The organism is Buchnera aphidicola (Mollitrichosiphum nigrofasciatum) (assembly GCF_039388045.1).
GTDB lineage: Bacteria > Pseudomonadota > Gammaproteobacteria > Enterobacterales > Enterobacteriaceae > Buchnera_K > Buchnera_K aphidicola_B.
Genome location: NZ_CP135015.1, coordinates 208,510 through 234,185 on the forward strand (window position 1 = coordinate 208,510; position 25,676 = coordinate 234,185).

Consider the following 25,676-nt stretch of genomic DNA (forward strand, 5'->3'; position numbering starts at 1 on the left):
TAAATTAACAAATATTTTAATATGATAATTTTTCAACAATTTATTTAAATTACTTACATTACTATATTTAAAATATTTTATAAATAAATTTTTTAAATTTATTTTTAAATAAATATTATATATTATGAATTAAAACCCATAAAGGATTTTTACCAGTATTTCCAATAGAAATTAATTTTATATAACCAGTGTTAAAATTTATAGAATAGCATGCAATAGTATTTGATTTCTCTCCAGCGACAATCAAAATATTTCCTTTTTTATTTATATTAAAAGAACGAGGTTGTATTTCAGTAATAAAATTTTTTTTAATTTTTAAATATTTTCCATTATTTAAAATTTTAAATATTGTAATTAAATGTAATTTTCTATCACAACTATATAAAAATTTTCCAGAAGGGTGTATAATTATATCTGCTGACCATGGTTTAGTGTTAATATTATTTTTAAAAATACTTATATTTTGTGTTTTAAGAATGTTATTAAAATGTTCTATATACCATACATCAACACTGCCATTTAATTCATTAATATTATATAAATATTTTCCATTGTTGTGTATACACATATGACGAGGACCGAAGTTAATTGAGTTTTTTAATTTAATTAATTTTTTTATTTTAAATTTTTTAATTTCAGTATTATATACATAAATTTTATTTTCTTTTAACGCTGTAACAAATATTTTTTTATAATCCATGCTTAAGCATGATGAATGACATCCTAATATATTAGGTAATGTAATTAATGAATCAATTATAGGTATACCAAAAACATCCAATTTAAATATATTTAATGAATTAAAATGGTAAGAACTACAAAATATTAATTGTTTATTTACATCTAGAGTAATGTGATTTAAACTAACGGATAAACGAACTTTTTTATAAAATTTTATAAAACCAAAACGATTAATTTTATAACATATAATGTAAAATTTTGGTCGAATAGCTACATACAATATTTTTTTTTCTTTATTGATACATAAAGGTTGTGGTTCACCTTTTAATGCAACTATTTGTATTAAATTTAATATTCCAAAATTTTCTAAACGCCATACTTCTATTTGTTTACTTTCTGAACTAGATATGTAAATTATTTGATTCATATATATATTCTCTTTATTTTATTTTATAACAGTTAATATTTATTATAAATATTATTAAAATGCAATATTTTATAATAATTAAATTAAAATTTAAATATTTAAATATCTTAATATTAATTTACAATATTAACTGATACAATTAATACAATATTTAATTATCTATTATATTATTTAATATTTTATATTCATATTTTTTAGATTTAATATCATCAAATTGATTTTCCCAACGAGAAATTACTAAAACAGCTAAAGAATTACCTATAACATTTAACGCAGTACGAGCCATATCCATAATTCTATCTACTCCAGCAATAAACGCTAGTCCTTCTAATGGAATACCTACAGAACCTAAAGTTGCAAGTAAAACTACAAAAGATATTCCGGGGATGCCGGCAATACCTTTTGAAGTAATCATTAAAGTTAAAACTAAAATTATTTGATCAGAAAGAGATAATTCAATGCCATATAATTGCGCGATAAAAATTGCTGCTATACTTTGATATAATGTTGAACCATCTAAATTAAATGAATATCCTGTAGGTACGACAAAACTAGTTATAGACTTTGGAGCGCCATAATCTTGCATTTTTTGTATAATTTGTGGTAAAACTGTTTCTGAACTGGAAGTAGAATATGCTAAAATTAATTCATTTTTCAAAATTCTTATTAATACAGTTATTTTGAAATTGCAAATACGTGCTATAGCCCCTAATATTATAAAGGCAAAAAAAAATATAGAAAGATATACTAAAACAACTAATTTAGCTAGAGGTATAAAAGAAGAAAATCCGAAATTAGAAATAGTTAGCGCAATTAATGAAAAAACACCAATTGGAGAATAACACATAATTATATTAGTGATTTTAAACATAGTAGCTGAAGTAGATTTAAAAATATTTATTAATGGTTTTCTATCTTGCAAAGGAAGGGAAGATAAACCTAAACCAAATAATACTGAAAAAAATATTATTTGCAACATATCATTATGTGCAATAGAAAAAAAAATATTTTGCGGTATTAAAGATAAAATAATATGCATAAAATCATGAGATATATTTTGCATTTGCATGGCAGAATTTTGATATTTAGATATATCAACCATTTTTAATAAAGACATATCAATTCCAGAACCAGGTTTGAAAAAATTTGCTAAAGCAATACCTACAATTATTGCTAAAGTAGTTACAATTTCAAAATAAATTATGGTTTTTATACCTATTCTGCCTAACTGTTTAGTATCACTAACAGATGCAATACCAATTATTAATGTTGAAATAACTATCGGTACAACTATCATTTTAATTAAGTGTGTAAAAATGTCTCCAGCTGGGCTAAGGAAGTGATTAATTACTAATAAACGTTTTTCGGGGTTATTATGCAAAACAACCCCTAAAATACTACCTAAAAATAAAGCAATTAAAATTTGCCAAGCGAGACTAATTTTAAAAATTTTCATAATATTTATATCCTGAATAAGATATTTTTAAAATTACGCTTTTAAAAAATTTTACATTTTGTTTATTATGCGTTTAAATCAGTAAAATATATAAAATTTAAAAAATATAAATAATTTAAAAATTTTTTATTAAAATATTTATATAAAATAATATATTTATAATTTTAATAAAATGTGAATTTGGTTTGATATTTGTATTTTTTATTATTTTAAGATAGGAGTTTAAAAATTTATTTTTGAAAATATACAAACTTAATTTTTTAAAATATTTAATTAAAATAAATATTATAAATTTTTATTGTATTTTAAAATTATTTTAATATAATATTTAAGGATTTAAGATTAAATAAAATTTAAGTTAATTTGAATTTTAAGATGTTAAAGTACGAAATATGATGATTTTGGTTTTTTAAAAACCATAATATATTATTAAATAAATGCAATTGAAAAAATAATATGAATTTAATAATATAAAATTTATTAAAATATATACAATAAATTTTATAAATTATTACATATAATAGTAAATTGAAATAAAACTATTAAATAATATTTGTGTGCTAAAATATTTTTTAGTGTATTTAAAATTTTATTAAATAGTAAAATATAATATTAATATAATTAATTAAAATGGTGAGTATATGTCTATTAGAGTGGGTATTAATGGATTTGGAAGAATTGGAAGGATTGTTTTTAGGTTAGCTCAAAAAAGAAAAAACATAAAAATAGTAGCTATAAATGATCTTTTAGACGTAAATTATATAGCATATATGTTGAAATATGATTCTACACATGGAACATTTAATAACACAATTAATATTAAAGGCGATTCAATTATTGTTAATAATAATATAATAAAAATCCTTTCCATTCGTGATCCAGAAAATTTAATTTGGGGTAAATTAAATATTGATGTTGTTATAGAATCTACTGGTTTATTTTTAACTAAAGAATCCGCTTATAGACATATTAAAGCAGGAGCAAAAAAAGTTATATTAACAGGACCTTCTAAAGATGATACACCTATGTATGTTAAAGGTGCAAATTTTGAAAAATATAATGGTGAAAAAATTGTTTCTAATGCTTCTTGTACAACAAATTGTTTAGCGCCTTTAATTAAAGTTTTAAATAATGAATTAAACATTATAGAAGGTTTAATGACAACTGTACATGCGACAACTGCTACACAAAAAACTGTAGACTCAGCTTCAAATAAAGATTGGAGAGGTGGGAGAGGTATTTTGCAAAATATTATTCCTTCATCTACTGGTGCAGCACAAGCCGTTGGAAAAGTTTTACCTGAACTAAATGGAAAATTAACTGGTATTGCATTTCGTATACCTACTTCTAATGTTTCAGTGGTGGATCTAACTATACGTTATAAAAAACAATCTACATATAAAAATATATGTAATATAATAAAACACGCTGCCAATAATGATATGAAAAATATTATTGGTTACACAGAAGATGAAGTAGTTTCTACTGATTTTAATGGAAATACACTGACATCTATAGTAGATTTTAAAGCAGGTTTATCATTAAATAATCATTTTTCAAAAATTATAGCTTGGTATGATAATGAATCAGGATATTCAAGTAAAGTGTTAGATTTATTAGAATTAATAACAAAAAATTAATTTTAATTTTAATATTTTAGTTTATTGGTTTAAATTAAAATACAATGTAAATTATATTTACCGTTATGCATGTAATTTAAATAACGGTAGTATAATTTATATATCTTTTATTATATTCTTAGGTTTTTAATCCATTTTTTAACCCTTAATTTAGTTAATTTTGGTTGTCTATCTATATCAATAGTTAATCCGCAAAATACATTCTTTTTTATTTCAGCTTTAGATGAAGTATGGTAATAACCTTTTGTAGACCATTGTCCTATAATTTCTACTTTTTTTGATTTTAAAATTTTATATAGTAAACCCATAGCATCGCAAAAATATTCCGAATAATCTTCCTGATCTCCACAACCAAATAAAGCTATTTTTTTGTTATGGAAATTTATTGTTTGTAAAATAGGTAAAAAATCTTCCCAATCACATTGCATATCTCCATAGTACCAAGTAGATATACCAAAAAACAATATTTTACAAGATTCTATATCTTTTTTCTTTGTATTATTTATCTCATATAATAAAGATTGTTTAGGATATAATGTTTTTTGTATTAATTTGGCGACAAATTCTGTATTACCAGTGTCACTGCCAAAAAATATTCCTATATTTTTTTTATTATTCATATTTTTCATAATCCTAATATTATATACAATTAATTAAAAATTATAGTACATTAATTATTATTTTAAAAAATGTAATTTAAAAAATATAATAAATTATTTAATTATAAGACATTATTTGAAATATTTACGACAATTAGGATAATTATATTATATATTTATTTTAAAAATAATTATACAGGTGTATATGAAAGAAAAATCTAATATAATATTTAAAAAAAAAACATGGTTTACAGTATTTAATCAACCATATATTGATAATTTATATCATGAATATTTGAATAAAAAATCTTCAGTTGCAAATATTTGGAGTAAAAAATTTAAAAAAATTATTAAAAAACAAAAAAAAATAAAAAAAAAAAAAATAAAATACTATATAAAAGAAAATGCTTATAAAGAAATAATAAATACTTATAGATTACATGGTTATAAAATTGCTAAAATTGACCCTTTAGGTTTAATAAAGAATAGCAATATTATTGAATTTGATATTATTAAAAAAAAATATTTGAATATAAATGAAAATAATTTTTATTTAAAAAAATATTTTCCAAAAAAAAAAAAAATAAAAAAAATTTTTAAAAAATTTAATAAAATATATTGTAATACTATTGGTATAGAACATGGTCATTTATCAAAATTAAAAGAAAAAAAATGGATACAATATCAATTAGAAGAAAAATTTTATAATTATAATCTTTCAATAAAAAAAAAAAAAAACTTATTAAAAAATTTAATTTCTGCAGAATTATTAGAAAAAAATTTAGGTAATAAATATCCTGGGACTAAGCGTTTTTCTTTAGAAGGTTCTGAAACTTTTATACCAATATTAAAAACAATTTTAAATTTTGCAAAAAAAAAAAATAAAAAATATGTTATTATTGGAATGGCGCATCGTGGACGTTTAAATGTTTTAATAAACATTTTAAAAAAAAAATTATCCCAAGTATTTTATGAATTTTCTAATGAATATCACAATATTTCATATAGTGATGATGTTAAATATCACAAAGGTTATACTCGTTTTATAAAAATTAAAAATGATGACAAAATAGTTGTAAAATTATTATATAATCCTTCACATTTAGAAATTATTAATCCTGTGGTCTCTGGTACTGCAAGAGCATACATTGATAAAATAAATAATAATGTCAAAGTTTTACCAATTATGGTGCATGGGGATTTAGCTATTTGTGGACAAGGAATTGTACAAGAAACATTAAATATGTCACAAACCAGGGGTTATTCAACAGGTGGTTCAATACATATTATTATAAATAACCAAATTGGTTTCACTACTTCAAATAAAAAGGATATACGATCTAGCAAATTTTGTACAGATATTGCTAAAATGATTGATTCACCTATATTTCATATTAATGCTGATGAACCAGAATCTGCAATTTATATTATAAAATTAGCTTTAAACTTTAGAGATATATTTAAAAAAGATGTATTTATAAATTTAGTTAGTTACAGAAGACATGGTCATAATGAAACAGATGATCCAAATATTACTCAACCTATAATGTATAAAAATATTTATAAACATAAAACAGTTACTCAAATATATGAAAATTTATTAATAAATCAAAAAATTGTTGATAATAAGTATATTGCAAAAATAAAAAAAAAATATAATACATACTTTAATACAAAATACTTTATTTTTTTAAATATTAGTAATAAAAAATTACATTTTAACTCATTCTTAAAAGAAAATAAAAAAAATTTTAAAAAAAAAAAATACAAAGTTAAAAAAAAGAAATTACAAAAATTAGCATATAAAATTAATAATTTACCAAAAAATATTAATATACATCTTCAAGTAAAAAAGATATATAATTCAAGAATTAAGATGGTGTTAAAAAAAGAATTATTTAATTGGGGAGCTGCTGAAAATTTAGCTTATGCAATATTATTAAAAAAAGGTTTTTCATGTCGCTTATCCGGAGAAGATGTGCAAAGAGGTACTTTTGCACATAGACATTGTGCAATTTATGATCAAAATACAAATAAAAAATATATTCCTTTACAAAATATTACCTCAAAAGAAAAATTTAATATTTGGAATTCTACATTATCCGAAGCGGCGATTTTAGCTTTTGAATATGGTTATTCTATTGTAAATCATGAAAAATGTTTAACTATATGGGAAGCACAATTTGGAGATTTTATTAACGGAGCTCAAATTGTAATAGATCAATTTATTAGTTCCGCTGAAACAAAATGGAATCAAAAATCTAATTTGGTTATTTTTTTACCACATGGTTATGAAGGTCAAGGTCCTGAGCATTCTTCAGCTAGAATAGAGAGATTTTTGCAACTTTGTGCAGAAAAAAATATGTATATTTGTATACCATCTAATCCAGCTCAAATATATCATTTATTATGTCGTCACATGTTTAAAAAAATTATTAAACCATTAATAATTTTTTCTCCTAAATCATTATTAAGACACCCATTAGCTAAATCTACTTTTAAAGATTTATTAAATAAAAAATTTTTAAATATTCTTGTAGAAGAAAAAAAAATATCGAATAAATTAATAACACGTGTAGTTTTTTGCTCTGGAAAAATATATTATGATTTATTAATACAAAAACAAAAGAATAAAAATTACAATATTTCTTTAATTCGAATAGAACAATTATACCCTTTTCCAAAAAAACAATTAAAAATTTTATTACAATTATATAAGCACATAAATGATTTCATTTGGTGTCAAGAGGAACCGCGTAATCAAGGATCATGGAATTATATTAAAAACATATTATTAAAAATTATACCATATACAGCTTCTTTGCAATATATTGGACGTCCAGCGTCTTCTACAACAGCAGTGGGGAGTTTATATATACATAAAAAACAACAAAAAAAAATTATTAATCAAATATTCAGTACAATTAATTGCGAGAATTAATAATGAATACAGTTAATATTGTTGCACCAGAATTACCTGAATCAATAGCTGAGGCTGTAATTGTAAAATGGTATAAAAATATTGGTGATAAAATCATAGAAAATGAAAAATTAATAGATATAGAAACAGATAAAATAATTTTAGAAATACCTGCGCCTATTTGTGGTGTATTACAAGATATTTTTAAAAAACCTGGAAATTTAATTAAATCTAATGAAATATTAGGAATCATTGATATTAAAGTTAATTTAAACAAAAATAATATTACTATTAATAAAGATGCATTAAATATTAATAAAGATCAATTAGATATTAATAAAGATGCATTAAATATTAATAAAGATGCATTAAATATTAATAAAGATCAATTAGATATTAATAAAGATGCATTAAATATTAATAAAGATGCATTAAATATTAATAAAGATGAATTAACTATAAATACAAATGAAGTCGAAAAATTAAACATAAAAAAATGCAAAAATAATATTTTCCAAAAAGTACATTATACTCCTAAAATCAGAAGAATCATTTCAAAATATAAATTTGAAAATAAAAATTTTACAAAAAAAGATTTAAAAAAAATATATAAAAAACATAATATTAAACAATATTTTAAAAAATCAAAAAATAATAATAAAATACTTAAAATAGAAGAAAACATAAAAAAACAATCTGTTCCCATGTCCTATATACGTAGAAGTATAGCTAAAAAATTATTAAATGCTAAAAAAAAAACAGCAACAGCAACGACTTTTAACGAAGTAAACATGTCTTCTATTATTAAAATAAGAAAACAATATGGTGAAGAATTTAAAAAAAAACATAATATAAAATTAGGATTTATTTCTTTTTTTGTACAAGCAGTTGTAGAATGTTTAAAATATTTTCCAATAATTAATGCATATATTGAAAATAATGAAATTATATATAATAAATCTTATGATATAAATATTGCTATTTCTACATCTAAAGGTTTAATTGCACCTGTTTTAAAAAATGCAAACACAATGAGTATTCCAAAAATAGAACACAAAATTAAAGAATTAGCCCAAAAAGCCGAAAATAATAAACTTACTATTGAAGAATTATCTGGAGGTAATTTTACTATTTCCAATGGAGGGATATATGGATCACTTATGTCTACTCCAATTATTAATTATCCACAATCTGCAATACTAGGCATGCATGCAATTCAAAATAGAGCATGTGTTGTAAAAGAAAAAATAAATATTTTTCCAATGATGTATTTAGCATTATCTTATAATCATTGTTTAATAGATGGAAAAGATGCGATAGAATTTTTAAAAAGAATAAAATATCTTGTAGAAGATAATAGACGTATCATGTTAAATATTTAATTAATAATATTATTAAAAGTTAATATTATGGTGTTAATTTATTTAACACCATAAAGTAAAAATATTTATAAAATATTTTAATAAAATTATTAAAATATTTTAATAAAATATTCAATTAAATATAATTAAAATATTTTTAATATAAAAATTTTTAAAATTATTGTAATTAATTTATTTAACTATTTATATAAAATATTTAAATTTTATTTTAATATTTGTATTTATATGTTTTAAAATTTATTGATAACTATTTTATTTAATTTTATATTTTAAATTTAAATACACGTACTATGTATTATTTATATTTATTTAAAAAAATTATTTAAAATATACATTTTATTAATTATACAGGAATAAAATAAACAATATGAAAAAAAAAATAGCAGTTTTAACTAGTGGTGGAGATTCTCCAGGAATGAACGCAGCTATACGTAGTGTCGTAAAAAGTGCTTTAAATTCTAAATTAGAAGTTTTTGGTATATATGATGGATATTTAGGTTTATATGAAAACAAAATGATTAAATTAAACAAATTTAGTGTTTCTAATATTATTAATAAAGGTGGTACAATATTAGGTTCATCTCGTTTTCCAAAATTTCTAAAAAAAAAAATACAATCTGTGGCAATAAAAAATTTAACTGATCAAAATATTAATTTTTTAGTTGTAATTGGAGGAGATGGATCATACTTAGGTGCAAAAAAATTAACTGAAATGGGTTTTCCATGTATTGGCATTCCAGGTACCATTGATAATGATATTCCTGGAACGGATTATACTATAGGATATTACACAGCATTAGAAACTATCGTTGAATCTATAGATCGATTACGTGATACTTCTATTTCACATCAAAGAATTTCTATTGTTGAAGTTATGGGAAGAAATTGTGGTGATTTAGCTTTATCTGCTGCTATTGCTGGAGGTTGTGAATTTGTAATTATTCCAGAGATGAAATTTAAAAAGAAAGAATTAATTCTGAAAATTAAAAAACATATTAAAAATGGCAAAAAACACGCAATAATAATAATTACAGAATGTATATATGATGTAAAAAAATTAGCTAAATATATAGAAAAAAAAACTGCAAAAGAAACTAGAGCGACAGTATTAGGTCATATTCAAAGAGGCGGGTCTCCATCAGTTTATGATCGAATATTAGCTTCGAGAATGGGTGCTTATGCGATAAAATTATTATTGCAAGGATATTCCGGTAGATGTATAGGAATAAAAAATGAAAAAATTATACATAATGATATTATTTATGCTTTAAAAAATTTAAAAAAACCGTTTAAATGTGATTGGCTAAAATTAGTAAAAAAATTATATTAAGATATATTCTTTCATAAATTTATATTTATAAAAAATTATAATTTATTTATTTACAATAAGTAAATTGTAATTTTTTACAAAAATATAATATATTATAATTACTAAAAAATTAATAATACCATTTGAAACATTAATAAAATTAATTGATAATTATAAATTATTTGATAAAGTAATAATATTAGAAAATTTATAAAAATCTAAAGAAGCTCCTCCAATTAAAACACCGTCAACATCTTTTTCTTTTAAAAAATTTTGTATATTTGTTCCATCAACAGATCCACCATATTGCACAGTAATTTTTGAAATATCAATAAATTTACTTTTATATTCTATATAATACTTTATAAATGCATGAATTTTTTGTACTTCATAAGGAGTAGGTAATTTACCAGTTCCAATAGACCAAATAGGTTCATAAGCAATAACAGTATTTTTAAAAGCATATTGACCACAATATTCAATAATTATATCAATTTGTTCTTTACAAACTTTTTCAGTTTCGTTATTTTTTTTTTGTTCATATGTTTCACCTATGCATAAAATCGGTATTAAACCAGATTCTTTAATTATTTTAAATTTTTTTGCAATAAAAATATTATTTTCGCAATGATATAAACGACGCTCAGAATGTCCTATAATTACATATTCTACACCTATATCTTTTAGCATATAAGCAGAAATTTCTCCAGTAAATGCTCCTAAAGAATTAACTCCCACATCTTGCGCAGCAAGATGTAAATTTTTATATGTAATAAGCTGTTTAGCTAAATTAAGATAAATTAAAGGAGGAGAAAAAATAATCTTACAAGGGTATAATTTAACAAATAAAAAGGTGTTTAATAATTGTAAAAATTTTTTAATTGTTTTTTTTTCACCATTTAATTTCCAGTTTGCTGTAATTAATATATTATTATTCATAATTATTACGCTCATAATTAATTTTGTTGATAAATGATATAATTATAATAAATAAAACTATAATTATATAAATTTATTAATTAAATAAAATATTTATACTTATAAAATACATTCTAAAAATTTAATCTAATATTGAATATACTATATAAAACAATGTAAAAAATGTATTTTATAAATTTGACCAATGATATTAAAATATAAATTTAATTATGTAAAATATAATTTAATATAATATTTTTAAATAATATAAAATATTTAAATTTGGTGTAATTAGATTTTTTTTAAAATTTATTTTTTAGATATATAAGATAAAAATATAATACGATTTTTACGGTCAATATTAGAAATTCTAACCATTATTGTATCATGTAAATTATATAGATTTGTTTTTATATTTTTATTTTTGTTGTATTCATTATTTTTAATAATACCTTTAATATTTTCTGATAATTTCACTACAGTATTTTCATTATCTATTTTAAAAACTACACCGTTAATTATACTGTTTTTTTTGTACAATTTTACATAATAATTTATCGGATCTTCTGTTAATTGTTTAATACCTAAGGAGATTCTTTCACGGTCTGAATCTACTTGCAATACTACAGCAGAAATTGTTTCACCTTTGTTGTATTTTTTAACAGATTCTTCTCCACTTAAAATCCAAGAGATATCTGATAAATGCACTAATCCATCAATACCACCATTCAATCCTATGAAAATTCCAAAATCTGTAATAGATTTAATTTTACCTATAACATGATCACCTTTTTTATGTGTCTTAGAGAAAATTTTCCATGGATTAATAGTACATTGTTTTAAACCTAAAGAAATTCTTCTACGTTCTTCATCTATATCTAAAACCATAATTTCAACTATTTGATTAACTTTTACTACTTTTGAAGGATGAATATTTTTATTTGTCCAATCCATTTCTGAAACGTGTACTAAACCTTCTATACCTTCTTCTAATTCTACAAAACAACCATAATCTGTTAAATTAGTTACTCTTCCGTTTAATTTTGTATTTTCAGGATAACGTTTAGAAATAGATATCCATGGATCAATACTCAATTGTTTTAAACCCAATGAAACTCTTGTTTTTTCTTTATCAAATTTTAATACTTTAACAATAATTTCTTGTCCTACACTTACAATTTCACTAGGATGTTTAACTCTTTTCCAAGCCATATCTGTAATATGTAATAATCCATCTACACCACCTAAATCTACAAAAGCGCCATAATCAGTTAAATTTTTAATAATTCCTTTTACTTCAACACCTTCAAATAATTTTTTTAACAACTGCGTTCTTTCAGCATTATGTTCTAATTCAATAACTGCTCTTCTTGAAACAACAACATTATTTCTTTTTTGATCCAATTTTATAACTTTAAATTCTAATTCTTTTCCTTCAAGATGCATAGTATCTCTAACAGGTCTGACATCTACTAATGAACCAGGCAAAAAAGCTCTTATATCACCTAGTTCTACTGTAAAGCCTCCTTTTACTTTTCCATTAATTTTACCTAAAACTGTAGCATTATCTATATGTGATTTTTCTAAAATTAACCATGATTCATGTCTTTTTGCTTTTTCTCTAGATAAAATAGTTACACCAAAACCATCTTCAATCGCATCTAAAGAAACATCCACTTTATCACCAATTTGAACTTCTAAGATATTTTCAGAATTTTTAAATTGCTCTATTGGAATTAAAGCTTCAGATTTTAAACCTGCATCAACTAAAACTGTATCTTTTGTTATAGAAATAACAACACCGCGAATAATTGAACCTGGTTGGGTTTTTATTTTTTTTAAAGATTCTTCAAATAATACAGCAAAAGATTTAGTCATACACACTATAATATATTTTTCTGAACAGTTATTAAATATCCTTTTTAATATACTATTTGTTTATATAATTATAACATTCCTTTATTATAAAGTAGAATGATGGTTCATAATAGTACGTATAATTGTATTTTTTTTAATATATTGCATCATTATATTAAATATTTGTTTAAAATTTAAAAAAGTAGAATCTAATATAATTGCATTTTTTGCAGGTATTAAAGGAGATATTTTTCTATTAGAATCTTTATTATCCCTTTCCCACATATTTAACAAAATTTCCTCAAAATTAACATTAAAACCCTTTTTTTGCAACTCTAACTTCCTTCTATACGCTCTATGTTCTAAATTCGCATCTAAAAAAAATTTTAATACAGCATTAGAAAAAACTAATGTACCCATATCTCTACCTTCAGCAATTAAACCAGGAGGTTTGACAAACTCACGTTGAATTGATAATAATAATTTACGTACTTTAGCAAATTGCGAAATAATAGATAATGTATTAAAAAAATTTTTGTAATTATTTGTATAATTATCTATTGTATTCATTTTAATTCGTAATATTTCATAAGAAGTGTAAATAAAGAATTTTTTTAAAAATTTACAAACACTTTTTTCTGTTAAAACTATTTTTTTTTTACATATTTCTAAAGCAAGTAATCTATAAAGAATCCGGAATTTAAACTTTCCCATTTAATTTTTTTTGCTATAGCGGCACATAAAGAGCTTTTTCCTGAACCACTTGGACCATCTATTGTAATAATTGGAATCATTAACATTTTTATTTCCTTATAGTTAATTATAAATATATTTTAATTTTTTATTATAATATATAATTAATATAATAAATTTATTTTTTTTTACTAATGTTATTAAATAATTCAAAATATTGAGGAAAAGTTTTAGAAGTGCATAAAGGATCAATGATTTTTACTGATTGGTTTGATAATGATATTAATGAAAAACACATTGCCATACGATGATCTTCATATGTTTCTATACTAGAAAATAAAAAATTTTTAGGAGGTATGATAGATATAAAATCCTTTCCTTCAATTATTAACGCACCTATCTTTTTAAGTTCTATAGACATAGCCTTTAATCGGTCTGTTTCTTTTACTCGCCAATTATATATATTACGTATTGTTGTAACACCTTGTGCAAATAACGCAACTATAGCAATAGTCATAGCTGCATCAGGTATATGATTCATATCTAAGTCTACTCCATATAAATTTTTCCTAATACAAATAATATGGTTTTTTTTCCATTTTATTATTGCTCCCATTTTCCTTAAAATATGTGCAAAATAAATATCTCCTTGAATACTTTTTAAATCTATACCTTTAACAACAACTTTACCTCCTTTAATTGCTGCTGCAGCTAAAAAATACGATGCTGCTGATGCATCCCCTTCAACATAATACTTTCCAATAGTAGAATAATTTTGTTTACCTGAAATTTCAAATATTTTATAATCTTTATTTTTTATACATACACCAAATTTTTTTATTAACATTAAAGTCATATCAACATATGGTTTAGAAACTAAATTACCTATAATTGTGATTTTTGTATTTTTTTTAGCCATTGGAGCGGCAATTAATAAAGCACTTAAAAATTGACTAGAAATATTTCCATTTAAAAATATTTCTCCTCCTTCAAATCCTCCATTAATTAATATTGGTGGATAATTGGAATTATTAACATAATTAATTACTGCTCCACCTTGTCTTAAAGCGTCAACTAAATGTCCAATCGGTCTTTCTTGCATTCTCGAGTTACCAGTAAGAACTAATTGATGTTTAGGTATAGATAAAACTGCAAGTAAAGGACGGATGACTGTACCAGCATTTCCTAAAAAAAAATTAGAAAATTCTAAAACTTTTGGAATTTTACCTATTCCAAAAACTTTACATTCGGAACCATTATTAGAAACAACAGTTTTAATTCCTAAAATTTTTAATGCATTTAACATACATGAAACATCATCAGCTTGTAATAAATTTTTTATTGTAGTAATTCCATTGGATAAAGCGGATAAAAGTAACACTCTGTTTGAAATACTTTTAGAACCAGGTAATTTAATCAAACCCGAAATAGAAGATATAGATTTTAAAGTAATATTTTTTTTCATTGCATTAAATTCCATAAAATATAATAAAATTATATTTTTTCATTAATATTTTCATTATCCATATTTTTTTTCAAAATATTTCATAAATTTTATTAATTTTCTTACACCTCTTATAGGCATAGAATTATAAATAGAAGCACGCATACCACCAATTAAATTATGTCCTTTTAATGCTATTAATCCTGCATCACGTGATTCTTTTAAAAATAAATTATTTAAATTAGTATTATAAATATTAAATATTACATTTAATGTAGATCTATTATTATAATGTATATTATTATTATAAAAATCACTTTTATCAATAAAATTATATAACAATTTTGATTTTTTATAATTTAATTTACTTGCAAAATCAATTCCACCTTTTTTAATTAACCATTTAATTACTAAACCAGAGACATACCAAGAAAAAGTGGCAGGTGTGTTAAACATAGAATCATAATTTAATAAATTTTTATAATCTAAAATAGAAGGAATATCCTTTCTTTTAGAATATAAAATACTTTTTTTAATTATAATTAAAGTGATTCCTGGAGGACCTATATTTTTTTGCACACTAGCGTAAATTATACCATATTCTTTAACATTTATAGGTTTAGATAAAATAGTAGATGAAAAATCACCAATAATTATTTTATTTGCAAAATTATTACCTATTGGGTTGTTTAAAATTTCTATACCTTCAATAGTTTCATTTGGGCAATAATGTACATATTTACTATTTTTACTTAATTTCCATTTATTAAAATGTGTAATATATTCTTTACCAAAAAAATTTTCACGAACATTAATTTTATTAGGTAAACAAAATTTCTTAGCTTCAATATATGCTTCGTTAGACCAATGTCCTCCAACTATATAATCTACAGTGTCTAATTTACGTGTAATGTTCATAGGTATAGCTGAAAATTGACCTCTAGCACCACCTGGAGCAAATAAAATTTTATAAGAATTAGGAATATTTAATAATTTCTTTAAATTTCTTTTTATTTTATCAGTTAAATTTATAAAATCTATACTACGATGACTAATTTCCATTACAGAAGCACCTAATTTATTCCAATTTAAAAGTTCTTTTTTAACTCTTAGTAAAACTGCTTTAGGTAACATAGAGGGTCCAGCATTAAAGTTATATATTTTTTTCATCAATGAACCTTTTTTATTTTATAAACTATATTTTTTTAAAAAACATAAAATCATGATATTTGTATTTATTTTTAAAATAATTATTTTAAAATTATATAAATTTTAGTCCATTCATATATTTTTTACTTAAAATCTTAGGTATTTTAATATTACCAAAATTATCTTGATAATTTTCTAATATAGCTGCTAAAATCCTACTTAAAGCTAAACCTGATCCGTTTAGAGTATGTAATAATTTTTTTTTTTTTGAATTATTTGTTGAAAAATATTTTGCGTTCATTCTTCTAGATTGAAAATTTTTCATATTAGAACAAGATGACACTTCTTTATATCTTTTTTGTGAAGGAAACCATACTTCTAAATCATATGTTTTAGTAGAACCAAAACCCAATTCACCTGCGCATAATAATATTTTTCTATATGGTAATTGTAATAATTGTAAAACTTTTTCTGCATGTACTGTAATTTTTTCTAATGTATAGAATGATTCTTTATTTGAAGTCATTTGAACTAATTCTACTTTATCAAATTGATACATGCGTATTAATCCTTTCAATTTACGACCATAAGATTTTGATTCTAAACGAAAGCAAGGTGTTTTTGTAGTTAACATAATTGGCAAATATTTTTTTAAAATAGTTGTATTTCGCATAGTATTTGTTAAAGGTATTTCACCAGTAGATATCAAAGTATATTTTTTTTTAGAATTTAATATATGAAATAACTTATTAGTAAATTTTGGTATTTGACCAGTGCAATATAAACTCTTTTTATTAACTAAGTAAGGAACATAAGTTTCTGTATATCCATGTTTAAAAGTATGTAAATCTAACATAAATTGACCTAATGCTCTATGTAATAAAGCCATATTACCTTTTATAAATGTAAATTTCGAACCAGTTATTTTTTGAGCACTTTCCCAATCTAAAAATTTTTTTTTTAATTGCATATAGTTTTTATATTTCTTATTTTTTTTGATTTGACCCCATTGATTTATTATTTTATTATTTTCATACTTTATTCCATAAGGAATGTGTGAATCTGGAACGTTAGGTATATAAGAATAATATTTTTTAATTTTTTTTTTAAATTTTAAAAATTTTTTATATATTATTTTTAAGAAAAAAGAAATTTTTTTTTTTTCATTTAAAAAAAAATTTTTTTTATATTTATCATTATTATATTTTGTAATTATAATTTTATATTTATATTGTAATTTTTCTAATTCAATTTGTAAAAATTTTCGAATCTTTTCTATATTAATAATATTTTTAGTATTTAAAAAAAACATTCTACGCCACAATTTTGATGCAATTAATTTAGGATTATTTCGTAATAATTTAACATTAATCATAATTATTTCTTAAATTAAATATTTATATTATACAATTATATTTATTTTTTATATATAATTGTATATAAAAATAAAATTTAAGTATATAATTAAAAAAAAATTAAAATCAATTATTTAATATAATGTAAAAATTTGATATTATTTAATTTATTTAAAATAATTAATTAGTTTAATATACAATAATATGAAAAATTTTAAAATAGATAAAAAAATAAAATATAGTCAATTGATAATTTTAGGTTCTGGTCCTGCAGGTTATACAGCAGGTATTTATGCTGGACGGGCGAACTTAAAACCATTTTTAATTACCGGAAATGATTGTGGAGGGCAATTAATAAAAACTGAACATATTGAAAATTGGCCTGGAGAAATAAATAATATCAGTGGTTTAAAATTAATGAATCGAATGCAAGAACAAGTTAAAAAAAATAATGTTAAAATATTTAATGATCATATAAATACAGTAAATTTAAATGTTAAACCATTTTCAATGTTTGGTTATAATACTGAATATCAATCTGATGCTTTAATTATAGCAACTGGAGCATCTGCAAGGTATCTAGGATTACCATCAGAAGAATATTATAAAGGTAAAGGGGTATCAGCTTGTGCAATATGCGATGGACCTTTTTTTAAAAATAAAAAAGTAGCTATTGTTGGTGGAGGTAATACTGCTTTAGAAGATGCTTTATTTTTATCTAAAATTGTTAAAAAAATATATATTATACATAGAAACAAAAAATTTCGTGCAGAAAAAATTTTAATTTCTCGTGTTATGAAACAAATTAATGAAAAAAAAATCGATTTATATTTAAATTGCACAATTAAAGAAATATTAGGTAATGAAAATAATATTACAGGAATTAAAATTATTTCAAAAAAAGATATAAAATTTAAAAAAAAAATAAATATAGAAGGTTTATTTATAGCTATTGGGCATGATCCTAATACTCATATATTTAATAAAAAAATAAAAATGAATAATGGGTACATTATTGTAAAATCTGGAAATCATGGTAATTTTACTCAAACCAATATACCAGGAATATTTGCAGCAGGTGATGTAATAGATCATGTTTATAAACAAGCTATTACTTCAGCATCTAGCGGATGCATGGCTGCGATAGATGCTTCACGTTATTTAGAACAATTACAAAAATAAATTATATAAAAGGAAAATAAAATATGATAAAAGAAGAAAATATTGAAGCTTCTGGAACAGTTATCGATACATTACCAAATACTATGTTTAGAGTAAAATTAGATAATGGTCATATTATAACTGCACATATATCTGGAAAAATGAGAAAAAACTATATAAGAATTTTAACAGGAGATAAAGTAGTGGTAGAATTAACATCATATGATTTATATAAAGGACGTATAATTTTTAGAAGTAGATAAATATAATAAAATAAAAATATAGAGACAAATTTAAAAAAAAAATAAAATTTATTTTAATAATAAATAAATTATTATTATTTTTACATGATTTAAATATTAAAAAATATTTTATAATTATATTATTTAATATATTAAAAAATTAAATTATTTTAAAATAAAAAAATATTTTATTTAAGAGACATATGCGAACACATTATTGCGGAAAATTAAACTATCAAGATATAGGTAAAATAGTTAAAGTTTGCGGTTGGGTTGAAAAATATATTAATTTAGGAAAAATTATTTTTTTAAAAATTCGTGATTGCAAAGGCTCAATTCAAATATTTTGTGATTATAAAAATAATATTTCTTTTCAACAAGCAAAAAAATTAAGAAACGAATTTTGCATACAAGTTATAGGCATAATACAAAAAAAAATAAAAACCTTTAAAAAAACAATCGAAATACTAGCATTAAAAATAAATATTTTAAATAAATCCAAACCTTTGCCGATAGATTTATATAATAATAAAAATCAAGATATACGTTTTAAATATCGTTATTTAGATTTACGTTGCCCAAAAGTATTAAAAAAATTCATAATAAGAAATAAAATAACTAGTTTTATAAGAAAATTTTTAGAAAAAAGAAATTTTTTAGAAATAGAAACACCAATTTTAACTAAATCAACTCCAGAAGGAGCTAGAGATTACATTGTTCCTAGTCGTATATATAAAAATAAATTTTATGCATTACCACAATCGCCACAAATATTTAAACAATTATTAATGATTTCTGGAATAGATCGTTATTATCAAATTGCTAAATGTTTTCGTGATGAAGATCTAAGATCAGATAGACAACCAGAATTTACACAAGTAGATATAGAAATGTCATTTGTACATTCTTCAAAAATACGTAATATTATGGAACAAATGATAAAAAAATTATTTAAAAAAATAATAAATATAAATCTTAAAAAATTTAAAATTATAACATATGATAAAGCATTATTATTATATGGTTCTGACAAACCAGATTTAAGAAATCCACTATTAATTATAGAATTAACACAATTTTTTAAAAAAACAAAATATCAAAAATATTTTTATTTAAAAAAAAATAACATAAATAGAGTAGCTGCAATACATCTACCTAATAAATATTTAAAAAATCAAAAAGAAATATATAAGACGATAATTAAAAAAAACAATAAAAAAAAAATATTTTTCATAAAATTTAAAAATACAAATTTTAAAAAAATAAAAATAATAAGTAACATAAAAGAAATAATTTCACAAAATATACTTAAAGAAATAATAAATATCAATAAAATAGATAATAATGATGTATTAATTTTAATAGCAAATGAAAAAAACAAAGCAAATAACAAATTAACAAAATTACGATTTAAATTAGGTGAAAAATTAAATATAATAAAATATAAAAAATGGAAAGCATTATGGGTTATTAACTTTCCATTATTTATTAAAAATAAAGAAAATAAATTATGTTGCACTAATCATCTTTTTACTGCCCCAAAAAATTTTATATTAAAAGATTTAGAAAAAAATCCAGAAAAAATTATTTCAGATTCTTATGATTTAATAATTAATGGATATGAAATAGGTGGTGGATCAGTGCGTATTAATAATAAAAATCTCCAAAAAAAAATATTTGATATAGTTCAATTAAAGAAAAAAATACAAAAAAAAATATTTGGTTTTTTTACAACAGCATTACAATATGGCACACCACCTCATGCAGGTATAGCATTTGGATTAGATAGAATTACTATGCTATTAACACATAGCAAAAGTATTCGTGAAGTTATCGCGTTTCCAAAAACAACTGCTGCTATTTGTCCAGTAAGTGATGCACCAATTAATTTATTATTAAAGTAAAATTATTAAGTAATATAACTTATTGAGTAGAAAAATAATTTTTTCTGTTTATATAATTACATATAATCTTTTTTATTATTAAATTTCTTGTATATAAATTATTTTTAAAAAATTTTAAAATTTGCTAATAAACTTTTAATATTCTTATAGTATCTGTTTTGCCTGTTTGACTCATAATTTCTCCATTAGTAAAAATAACTATTTCACCAGGTGTTAAATAACCTTTTTGTAATAATAATTTTATCGCTTCACTAGAAATTTCATTAGAATTTTTATAACTATCAAAAAAAATAGGTGTTACTCCCCTATATAAAGAAGCCAAATTTAAAGTTTTTTGATGACGTGATAAGGCAAATATTGGTAAACCAGATGTAATACGCGAAGTCATTAAAGGAGTGTTTCCGGATTCAGTTAAAGTTATAATAGCGGAAACTCCTTTTAAATGATTTGCTGAATACATTGCAGCCATAGCTATGGATTCTTCAATATCTGTAAATTTAATATCTAATCGATGTCTTGAGACATTAATACTAGGAACTTTCTCAGCACCTATACAAACCTTACTCATCGCTTTAACAGTTTCTACAGGATATTTTCCAGAAGCTGTTTCAGCAGATAACATTACTGCGTCGCTACCATCTAAGACAGCATTTGCTACATCCATAACTTCTGCTCTTGTTGGAGAAGGTAAATTAATCATAGATTCCATCATTTGTGTAGCTGTAATAACCACCCTATTCATTCTCCTAGCAGTACGAATTAATTTTTTTTGAATTCCTACTAATTCTGGATCACCAATTTCTACTCCTAAATCACCTCTTGCGACCATAATAGCATCAGATGATAAAATAATTTCTTTCATATTTTTTTCATTAAATACTGCTTCTGCTCTTTCAATCTTTGCCACAATTTTTGCATTACTTCCTAATTTGTTAATTAATGATCTAGCTAATTTTATATCATCACAACATCTTGGAAATGATACTGCTAGATAATCTACACCAATACCTGCTGCTAATTTTATATCTCTATAGTCTTTTTTTGTTATAGATTTTGCTGATAACCCTCCTCCTAATTTATTAATACCTTTATTATCAGATAAAAAACCACCAACAGTAACCATAGTGATAATTTTTGAAAAAATAATTTTTATTACTTTTAATCGCACACGTCCATCATCTAATAACAAAATATCCCCTGGAAATAAATCTTGCGGTAACATTTTATAATCAATGCCTACGCTTCTTTCATCTCCTGCATAAATATTTAAATCCGCATCTAAAGTAAAAATATTACCTTTTTGAAGTAAAATTTTATTTTTTTTAAATTTAGAAATTCTAATTTTAGGTCCTTGTAAATCTCCTAACAAAGCTACATGCATATTTAATTTCTTAGCTATTAAATGAACATTATTTGCTCTTCGAATATGATCTTCCGGTGTTCCATGAGAGAAATTCAACCTTAATACATTAACACCTAATTTAATTATTTTTTTCAAATTATTACGATAATCAGTAGATGGACCTAAAGTAGCAACAATTTTTGTTCTTCTCATTCTTTTCAAAATTTTATCCTTATTTTAAAAAATAAAATATTTTATATCAAAATCATATAAAAAATTAATTCTTAAGTTTAACATTTGTTTAAAAAAATTATGATATTAAAAAATATTTTATAAATATTATTTTTATTTAAGTAAAAATATGTAACATAATATAATTATTTCATATTAAATTTATATTGCAAATACAATAATTTTATTTTATAAGTTGTATATTATTAGAATACGCATATCATTCTTATATAAAATAATAATACTGATATTTTAAAAAAATAATAAATATTTTAATTAATTTAATTTATATAAATTTAAAATATATTATTTTTCAAGCAATTTAAGGAAAAAATAGTGACAGAAAAATATTTAGCATATGATTTAGTTATTTTTGGTACAAAAGGAGATCTAGCAAGACGAAAACTTCTACCATCATTGTATAAATTAGAAAAAACCAAAAAACTAAATAAACACACAAAAATAATCGGAGTTGGAAGAGCAAATTGGAATAAAGAAAATTATTCTGAAATGGTTCATGAAGCTTTAGAAAAATTTATGAACGAACCTATTAAAACAAAATTTTGGAATAAATTTAGAAAAAAATTATATTTTTGTAATATTGATGTTAATTATATAGATCATTTTTCAAAATTAAAAAAAATGTTTGATCAAAAAAATAAAACAATTATTAATTATTTGGCAATGCCTCCTAACACCTTTGGTATGATTTGTAAAGGTTTAGCTATGTATAATTTAAATAATATATCATCTAGAATTGTAATGGAAAAACCAATAGGTGATTCTTTAAAATCATCACAATATATTAATGATAAAGTAGGAAAATATTTTAAAGAATCTCAAATATTTCGCATTGATCATTATTTAGGAAAAGAAACAATATTAAATTTATTAGCTATACGTTTTTCAAATTCTTTATTTATTCACAATTGGAGTAATAAAAATATTGATCACATACAAATTACTGTTTCTGAAAATATAGGTATAGAAGGAAGATGGGGATATTTTGATAAATCTGGGCAAATTCGAGATATGGTACAAAATCATTTATTACAAATATTAAGTATTGTTGCTATGTCTGTTCCTTTAGATTTGTCGGCAGACAGTATTCGTGATGAAAAAGTGAAAATATTAAAATCATTAAAACCAATAAATCAAAAAAACATAAAAAGAAAAATAATTCTAGGACAATATTCTGAAGGATATATAAATAACAAATTAGTTCCATCATATTTAAAAGAATTTAATGCTAATATAAAAAGTAATACAGAAACATTTGTTTGTATGAAAATTAATATAAATAATTGGAGATGGGCAGGTGTACCTTTTTATTTAAGAACTGGAAAAAGATTACCAATAAAAAATTCTGAAATTGCAATATATTTTAAAAATACACCTACCAATTTATTTAAAAATTCATTAAAAAACATACCACAAAATAAATTAGTAATAAAATTACAACCTGATGAAGGTCTATATATAAATATTATTAATAAAGTTCCAGATATAGATTCCACTTATAAACTAAAAGAAATAAAATTATCTGCCAAATATTCTAAATTATTTAAAAAAAAAACAATACCAGATGCTTATGAACGTTTGCTATTTGACAGTATGATTGGAAAACAAGCACTTTTTGTAAGAAAAGATGAAGTAGAAGCTTCTTGGAAATGGATTGATAATATAATAAATGCATATAAAAAAATTAAATTAAAACCAGAATTATATCCTGCTGGTACATGGGGACCGCAATCTTCTATAGAATTATTAAAAAAAGATGGTAGAAGTTGGAATATATGTTAATAATTTTAAATTATTTAAAATTATTTAAGTGGAAGAAATAATAAATACTTAAATATTTAATATATTATAAAATATATTTGAAATATTAAATAATATTATATTACTATATAATTTATATATTAACAATTTTTTTTAAAGGATATATAATAGTTTATAAAAAGGTTGAAATTATATGACACGAATTATATTATTTACATTAACTAATTTATCTGTTGTGTTTTTATTAAGTATAATTTTTAAAATTACTGGAATTAATATTGCAAAACATTATGAATTAATTATTTTATCTTCTGTTTTTGGTTTTGGAGGATCTTTATTATCATTATTATTATCTAAATGGATTGCTTTAAGAGCGATTAATGGAAAAATAATAATAAAACCAAATAATGAAATTGAGAATTGGTTAATAAAAACTATTAAAAATCAATCGATTAAAGCAGGTATAAAAACTCCCGATACAGTAATTTATAAAAATTCTGAAATCAATGCTTTTGCAACTGGCCCAAATAAAAATAATGCGTTAATAGCAGTTTCTACTGAATTATTAAATAAGATGAAATTAGAAGAAATAGAAGCAGTTCTTGCACATGAAATTAGTCACATTGCTAATGGTGATATGGTAACTATGACATTATTACAAGGGGTAGTAAATACTTTTGTAATATTTTTTTCTAAATTTATTGCAGAAATTATTTCTAATGTATTTGAATTTAATAAAGAAGAAAGTACAACATCCAAAAAACCAACAATTATATATTTTATTTTATCAACAATGTTAGAATTAACTTTAGGAATTTTAGCAAGTATATTAACTATGTGGTTTTCAAGAAGAAGGGAATTTTACGCAGACGCAGGAGCAGCTAAAATTGCAGGAACAGAAAAAATGATATCTGCTTTAATAAGATTAAAAATGAGCAATGAACCTATAGATAATTCTAGTATTTCTTCATTATGTATTCATGGAAAATCTAAATATTTATCTAATTTGTTTTTATCTCATCCTCCATTAGATGTACGCATATCAGCATTAAATAATAAAACATATATAAAAATTTTATAATAATAATAAAAGAGGGAATTATATTCTCTCTTTCAATAATATAAATTTATAATTTTATTAATTTTAAATATTATACTATATTTAAAATAAATTTAAAATAAAA

General features: G+C 21.8%; 18 protein-coding genes and 1 pseudogene. 9 read left to right on the top strand and 10 right to left on the bottom strand.

Annotation, left to right across the window (positions count from 1 at the left end; all coding sequences use genetic code 11):
* Positions 1-115 precede the first annotated feature (115 nt).
* Positions 116-1,108 (bottom strand): beta-propeller fold lactonase family protein, encoded by a 993-nt coding sequence (locus RJT30_RS00985; protein WP_343190481.1) that lies wholly within the window; start codon positions 1,106-1,108, stop codon positions 116-118.
* Between the two features lie 151 nt (positions 1,109-1,259).
* Positions 1,260-2,564 carry a glutamate/aspartate:proton symporter GltP gene (gene gltP, locus RJT30_RS00990; protein ID WP_343190136.1) on the bottom strand — a complete coding sequence of 435 codons (1,305 nt, stop codon included), beginning with the start codon at positions 2,562-2,564 and terminating at the stop codon, positions 1,260-1,262.
* Positions 2,565-3,205: 641 nt separating this feature from the next.
* Between gltP and gap the strand changes: the two genes are divergently transcribed.
* Entirely contained in the window at positions 3,206-4,204 is a 999-nt protein-coding gene (gene gap, locus RJT30_RS00995) for a type I glyceraldehyde-3-phosphate dehydrogenase (protein WP_343190137.1), read from the top strand.
* A gap of 110 nt (positions 4,205-4,314) precedes the next feature.
* On the opposite strand, the gene fldA is transcribed toward gap, so the two are convergent.
* Positions 4,315-4,824, bottom strand: coding sequence for a flavodoxin FldA (gene fldA / locus RJT30_RS01000; protein ID WP_343190138.1), 510 nt, complete (start codon positions 4,822-4,824; stop codon positions 4,315-4,317).
* Between the two features lie 184 nt (positions 4,825-5,008).
* On the opposite strand from fldA, the gene RJT30_RS01005 reads away from it, so the two are divergent.
* The 3 genes from RJT30_RS01005 (at position 5,009) to pfkA (ending at position 10,435) form a co-directional block, all read left to right on the top strand.
* Positions 5,009-7,744 carry a 2-oxoglutarate dehydrogenase E1 component gene (locus tag RJT30_RS01005; protein WP_343190139.1) on the top strand — a complete coding sequence of 912 codons (2,736 nt, stop codon included), beginning with the start codon at positions 5,009-5,011 and terminating at the stop codon, positions 7,742-7,744.
* Positions 7,745-7,746: 2 nt separating this feature from the next.
* The gene (locus tag RJT30_RS01010; RefSeq protein ID WP_343190140.1) at positions 7,747-9,105 is read left to right on the top strand and encodes a 2-oxo acid dehydrogenase subunit E2; all 1,359 of its coding nucleotides are present in this window, start codon (positions 7,747-7,749) and stop codon (positions 9,103-9,105) included.
* A gap of 367 nt (positions 9,106-9,472) precedes the next feature.
* Positions 9,473-10,435 (top strand): 6-phosphofructokinase, encoded by a 963-nt coding sequence (gene pfkA, locus RJT30_RS01015; protein ID WP_343190141.1) that lies wholly within the window; start codon positions 9,473-9,475, stop codon positions 10,433-10,435.
* Between the two features lie 150 nt (positions 10,436-10,585).
* Here pfkA and tpiA read toward each other — a convergent pair whose 3' ends face one another.
* The 6 genes and pseudogenes from tpiA to serS all read right to left on the bottom strand — a co-directional run bounded on the left by tpiA (position 10,586) and on the right by serS (position 17,850).
* Positions 10,586-11,353, bottom strand: a complete 768-nt coding sequence (gene tpiA, locus RJT30_RS01020) for a triose-phosphate isomerase (protein WP_343190142.1) — start codon at positions 11,351-11,353, stop codon at positions 10,586-10,588.
* Positions 11,354-11,641: 288 nt separating this feature from the next.
* Complete coding sequence (gene rpsA / locus RJT30_RS01025; protein ID WP_428994211.1) at positions 11,642-13,210, bottom strand: 30S ribosomal protein S1; 1,569 nt, start codon at positions 13,208-13,210, stop codon at positions 11,642-11,644.
* An 84-nt stretch (positions 13,211-13,294) separates the two neighbouring features.
* Positions 13,295-13,989: pseudogene (gene cmk / locus RJT30_RS01030) on the bottom strand ((d)CMP kinase).
* Positions 13,990-14,060: 71 nt separating this feature from the next.
* Positions 14,061-15,347, bottom strand: coding sequence for a 3-phosphoshikimate 1-carboxyvinyltransferase (aroA, locus tag RJT30_RS01035; RefSeq protein WP_343190144.1), 1,287 nt, complete (start codon positions 15,345-15,347; stop codon positions 14,061-14,063).
* 54 nt (positions 15,348-15,401) lie between these two features.
* Entirely contained in the window at positions 15,402-16,496 is a 1,095-nt protein-coding gene (serC, locus tag RJT30_RS01040) for a 3-phosphoserine/phosphohydroxythreonine transaminase (protein WP_343190145.1), read from the bottom strand.
* A 91-nt stretch (positions 16,497-16,587) separates the two neighbouring features.
* Positions 16,588-17,850 carry a serine--tRNA ligase gene (serS, locus tag RJT30_RS01045; protein ID WP_343190146.1) on the bottom strand — a complete coding sequence of 421 codons (1,263 nt, stop codon included), beginning with the start codon at positions 17,848-17,850 and terminating at the stop codon, positions 16,588-16,590.
* Positions 17,851-18,034: 184 nt separating this feature from the next.
* Here serS and trxB point away from each other — a divergent pair, with 184 nt between their 5' ends.
* The 3 genes from trxB to aspS all read left to right on the top strand — a co-directional run bounded on the left by trxB (position 18,035) and on the right by aspS (position 21,137).
* Entirely contained in the window at positions 18,035-19,012 is a 978-nt protein-coding gene (gene trxB / locus RJT30_RS01050; RefSeq protein ID WP_343190147.1) for a thioredoxin-disulfide reductase, read from the top strand.
* A 23-nt stretch (positions 19,013-19,035) separates the two neighbouring features.
* Positions 19,036-19,254: a translation initiation factor IF-1 gene (gene infA, locus RJT30_RS01055; protein WP_343190148.1), complete on the top strand. Its 219-nt coding sequence runs from the start codon at positions 19,036-19,038 to the stop codon at positions 19,252-19,254.
* A 182-nt stretch (positions 19,255-19,436) separates the two neighbouring features.
* Entirely contained in the window at positions 19,437-21,137 is a 1,701-nt protein-coding gene (gene aspS, locus RJT30_RS01060) for an aspartate--tRNA ligase (protein WP_343190149.1), read from the top strand.
* Positions 21,138-21,261: 124 nt separating this feature from the next.
* On the opposite strand, the gene pyk is transcribed toward aspS, so the two are convergent.
* On the bottom strand, positions 21,262-22,704 hold the full coding sequence (gene pyk, locus RJT30_RS01065; protein ID WP_343190490.1) for a pyruvate kinase: 1,443 nt from the start codon (positions 22,702-22,704) through the stop codon (positions 21,262-21,264).
* Between the two features lie 339 nt (positions 22,705-23,043).
* Between pyk and zwf the strand changes: the two genes are divergently transcribed.
* On the top strand, positions 23,044-24,513 hold the full coding sequence (zwf, locus tag RJT30_RS01070; RefSeq protein WP_428994217.1) for a glucose-6-phosphate dehydrogenase: 1,470 nt from the start codon (positions 23,044-23,046) through the stop codon (positions 24,511-24,513).
* Positions 24,514-24,685: 172 nt separating this feature from the next.
* A complete protein-coding gene (gene htpX, locus RJT30_RS01075) occupies positions 24,686-25,573 on the top strand; it encodes a protease HtpX (RefSeq protein ID WP_343190151.1) in 888 nt (295 codons plus the stop codon).
* Positions 25,574-25,676: the final 103 nt, after the last annotated feature.

Coding starts and splice junctions, on each gene's coding strand:
- serC (WP_343190145.1), bottom strand. CDS start 16,496: ATGAAAAAAATATATAACTTTAATGCTGGACCCTCTATGTTACCTAAA.
- gap (WP_343190137.1), top strand. CDS start 3,206: ATGTCTATTAGAGTGGGTATTAATGGATTTGGAAGAATTGGAAGGATT.
- pfkA (WP_343190141.1), top strand. CDS start 9,473: ATGAAAAAAAAAATAGCAGTTTTAACTAGTGGTGGAGATTCTCCAGGA.
- infA (WP_343190148.1), top strand. CDS start 19,036: ATGATAAAAGAAGAAAATATTGAAGCTTCTGGAACAGTTATCGATACA.
- RJT30_RS01010 (WP_343190140.1), top strand. CDS start 7,747: ATGAATACAGTTAATATTGTTGCACCAGAATTACCTGAATCAATAGCT.
- fldA (WP_343190138.1), bottom strand. CDS start 4,824: ATGAATAATAAAAAAAATATAGGAATATTTTTTGGCAGTGACACTGGT.
- aroA (WP_343190144.1), bottom strand. CDS start 15,347: ATGAAAAAAAATATTACTTTAAAATCTATATCTTCTATTTCGGGTTTG.
- RJT30_RS00985 (WP_343190481.1), bottom strand. CDS start 1,108: ATGAATCAAATAATTTACATATCTAGTTCAGAAAGTAAACAAATAGAA.
- RJT30_RS01005 (WP_343190139.1), top strand. CDS start 5,009: ATGAAAGAAAAATCTAATATAATATTTAAAAAAAAAACATGGTTTACA.
- aspS (WP_343190149.1), top strand. CDS start 19,437: ATGCGAACACATTATTGCGGAAAATTAAACTATCAAGATATAGGTAAA.
- tpiA (WP_343190142.1), bottom strand. CDS start 11,353: ATGAATAATAATATATTAATTACAGCAAACTGGAAATTAAATGGTGAA.
- htpX (WP_343190151.1), top strand. CDS start 24,686: ATGACACGAATTATATTATTTACATTAACTAATTTATCTGTTGTGTTT.
- gltP (WP_343190136.1), bottom strand. CDS start 2,564: ATGAAAATTTTTAAAATTAGTCTCGCTTGGCAAATTTTAATTGCTTTA.
- trxB (WP_343190147.1), top strand. CDS start 18,035: ATGAAAAATTTTAAAATAGATAAAAAAATAAAATATAGTCAATTGATA.
- serS (WP_343190146.1), bottom strand. CDS start 17,850: ATGATTAATGTTAAATTATTACGAAATAATCCTAAATTAATTGCATCA.
- rpsA (WP_428994211.1), bottom strand. CDS start 13,210: ATGACTAAATCTTTTGCTGTATTATTTGAAGAATCTTTAAAAAAAATA.